Origin of the sequence: Binatus sp. (SeqCode) (genome assembly GCF_036522015.1) — a bacterium.
Taxonomy (GTDB): domain Bacteria; phylum Desulfobacterota; class Binatia; order Binatales; family Binataceae; genus Binatus.
This window is the reverse complement of sequence record NZ_DATDGQ010000125.1, coordinates 1-3,340: the sequence shown is the minus strand read 5'-3', so window position 1 is coordinate 3,340 and position 3,340 is coordinate 1. Positions and strand designations below refer to the sequence as shown.

Here is a 3,340-nt window from a genome sequence, read left to right as displayed (position 1 = left end):
TCAACAAGTACAACTAGACGAGCTTTCGTAGTTCGCTGCTCGCCGTTCGGAAATCCAGCGCGTGAGAGAGGGTCCTCAGCGGACCCTCTCCGTTTGTGGAGTTGCAATTTGATGAGAGTGAGAATTCAGCTGTTCGTATTTGCGTTGTTGCTTGTAGCGACCGCGTGGCCGGCGTCGTCGCGGGAGCAAGACGCGTCGAAGGGTATCAAGGTTGCCGTGACCGGGCTTCGAAATAACAACGGGCAATTGGTATGCTCGCTGTGGCCCGGGCCGGCGGGCTTCCCGCGCGACGACTCTCACATCATGCAGCACGTCACGGCGCCGATTAAGAACGCGAGCGGCGGGTGCGTCTTCAGCGGAGCTTTTACGGCCGGTGACTATGCCGTCACGCTTTTTCACGACGAGGACAGCAGCGGCAAATTCAAATCGAATATGATTGGCTATCCGCTCGAAGGCTACGGATTTTCGAACAACGTCGTGCCGCAATTCAGCGCGCCGACCTTCGATCAGTGCAAGTTTCACTACGACGGCACCGGCTGGAAGCAGATACCAGTGAAAATGATCTATAGATAGAGCAGGGACAGCCCATGCGATACGCATTCGACACACCGCAGTTCGGTCCCTACGCGAATCCGAAATTGCTCGCCGAGCTTGCGCGCGACGCCGAAGATGCGGGCTGGGACGCGGTTTTTATTTGGGACCACATACAGGTCGGATGGCCCGACCCGGTTGCCGATCCGTGGATCGCGCTGGCCGCGATGGCGATTGCGACGAAGCGAATCCTGCTCGGTCCGCTGGTCACGCCGCTCTTTCGGCGCAAGCCGTGGAAGCTCGCGCGCGAGACCGTCACCCTCGACCATCTATCGGACGGCAGGCTGGTTCTCGGCGTCGGACTGGGCACGGATGTGTTCAAAGAGATCAGCACGTTTGACGGCCCGCTCGACGACAAGATGCGCGCCGCGATGTTCGAAGAAGGGCTTACAGTTCTGCTGGGACTTTGGAGCGGTGAAACATTTTCGTTCGATGGAAAGCACTATAAGGTTCGGGAAACGCAATTTCTCCCTGTGCCCGTGCAGAAACCGCGGATCCCGATTTGGGTAGCAGGGAGCTGGCCGCACAAGCCTCCGTTTCGGCGCGCGGCACGCTTCGACGGCGTCGTGCCAGTTTCAACTGACATCGAGAAATCGCTTGCGCCCGACGACCTACGTGCGATCGTCGTGTTCATCAAGAGTCAGCGCAACTCGGATGCGCCATTCGATGTAGTCCAATCGGGGGAAACGCCGGGCGATAACCCGGAACAGGATCGCGAAATCGTCGCGCCGTACGCCGAAGCAGGCGCGACGTGGTGGTTGGAAGGTATTCTGCCGTGGAAGACGCCACTGGAGAAAGTCCGCGCGCGGATCCGAAAAGGTCCACCGCGAGTTTGAAATCATGAAAGCAGTAGTTGTTGAAAAACCCGGCGATGAGAACGCGCTCAAACTCGCCGAAGTTCCCGAGCCCGCGATCAAGCCCGATGAAATCCTGATTCGCGTGCGCGCCGCCGGGGTGAATCGCGCGGACGTTCTGCAGCGCCAGGGATTCTATCCGCCTCCGCCGGGCGCGTCGGAAATCATCGGTATGGAATGCGCCGGCGAAGTCGTCGCGGTCGGCGCTGCTGCGCACGGCTGGAAAGTCGGCGATCGCGCGATGGCACTGATTCCGGGTGGCGGCTATGCGGAGAAGGCCGTGGCGCACTATGGATCCGCGATGAAGATTCCAGCGGTGCTGAGCTTCGAGGAAGCAGCCGGAGTCCCCGAAGTGTTTCTGACCGTGTTCCTGAATTTTTTCATGCTCGCCGGAATTAAGCGTGGAGAGTCTGCTTTGATTCACGGCGGCGGCAGCGGAATCGGCACCGCGTCTATTCAGCTGCTCAAAGAAGCCGGCGTGCGCGTGATCGTTACCGCGGGCTCGGACGAGAAATGCGATCAATGCCGCAAGCTGGGCGCCGAAGTCGCGATCAACTACAAGCACGCCCCGTTTGCACCGGCGGTAAAGGCTGCGACTGATGGGCGCGGTGTCGATGCGATTCTCGACAGCATCGGTGGCGCGTACCTGGCGGGAAATATCGAGTCGCTCGCGCAGGGCGGACGACTGGTGCTGATCGGCTTGATGAACGGGACGCGCGCCGAGTTGGATCTCGCTGCAGTACTGCGGCGTCATCTGAAAATCTTCGGTTCGACTCTGCGCTCGCGCTCAGCCACGGAGAAAGCGCAGATCGTCGCCGCCTTCCTCCAGCAATTCGGTGCCGCGCTCGAGGCCGGCCGGTTGCGTCCGCCTATCTACAAAGTGGTGCCGGCTGCCGATGCACCGACGGCACATCGCATGATGCAAGCGAGCGAGCACTTCGGCAAAATCATCCTCAAGTTCGAATGATTGGGTTTCTTGACCTGTTCGCGCGTCAGGATTAATCTCGCACCTTCGCCAGAACTCGGAGAATCCCGTGAAAGTCACCCCCATCTATACCAACCGTCTACTTGCTGGGTGAGGGATACTTCGAAAGCTGGCTTGAAAAAGCCTCGGGCATCGAAGCCCGGGGCTTTTTCTTTTCTTGCGCGGATCGCCGCGCCTGAGACTCGAAATGCAACCGAAGGAAAAAGACAACCAATCAATTGGCGCCGCGCACCGCCGAAGTGTGCTTTTTCGCCACGCCGATTTCATGAAACTGTGGACCGGAGAAACGGTCTCGCTGTTCGGCACGCGGATGGGCGATGTCGCGATCAGCTTTGCCGCGGTGATCGCGCTCAAGGCCACGCCATTCCAGATGGGCATCCTCGCCGCGGCCGGAATTGTGCCGACGCTGGTGCTGGGTCTGTTCGCGGGCGTGATTGTCGATCGCGTCCGCCGCCGTCCGATTCTGATCGGTACCGATGTCGGCCGCTTCATCGTACTGGGCACGATTCCGATTGCCGCGATGTTCGCCAAGCTGACGATGGCGCAGCTATGCGCGGTGATGCTCGCGTACTCGGCGCTCGATCTGTTCTTTGACGTCGCTTATCGATCCTACCTGCCGTCGCTGGTCGAGCGCGAAGATCTCCTCGACGCGAACAGCAAGCTCACCGCCAGCGCCGGAGTCGCCGAAGCGGGCGGCTTCGCGCTTTCAGGCTGGCTGGTGGAATGGCTGACGGCGCCGTTCGCGATTCTGATCGACGCGATTTCGTTTCTCGCGTCCGCGCTTGCGATCGCGCTGATCCGCAAGCCCGAACCAGCCCCCGCGCCGCGGGCTCGCAACGCCAGCGTAGGCGGCGACATCGCGGCGGGCGCGCGATTGATTTTCAGTGACGGCCGTCTGCGCGCATTCGGC

General features: G+C 60.6%; 4 protein-coding genes. All 4 read left to right on the top strand.

The window, feature by feature from the left end; all coding sequences use genetic code 11:
* Nucleotides 1-111: 111 nt before the first annotated feature.
* Entirely contained in the window at nt 112-573 is a 462-nt protein-coding gene (locus VIW95_RS05230) for a DUF2141 domain-containing protein (RefSeq protein ID WP_331584366.1), read from the top strand.
* A 14-nt stretch (nt 574-587) separates the two neighbouring features.
* Nucleotides 588-1,427: an LLM class flavin-dependent oxidoreductase gene (locus tag VIW95_RS05225; RefSeq protein ID WP_331584365.1), complete on the top strand. Its 840-nt coding sequence runs from the start codon at nt 588-590 to the stop codon at nt 1,425-1,427.
* 4 nt (nt 1,428-1,431) lie between these two features.
* On the top strand, nt 1,432-2,412 hold the full coding sequence (locus VIW95_RS05220) for an NAD(P)H-quinone oxidoreductase (RefSeq protein WP_331584364.1): 981 nt from the start codon (nt 1,432-1,434) through the stop codon (nt 2,410-2,412).
* Nucleotides 2,413-2,617: 205 nt separating this feature from the next.
* Nucleotides 2,618-3,340 (top strand): MFS transporter (locus VIW95_RS05215; protein ID WP_331584363.1); only part of this gene is annotated, 723 nt, incomplete at its 3' end.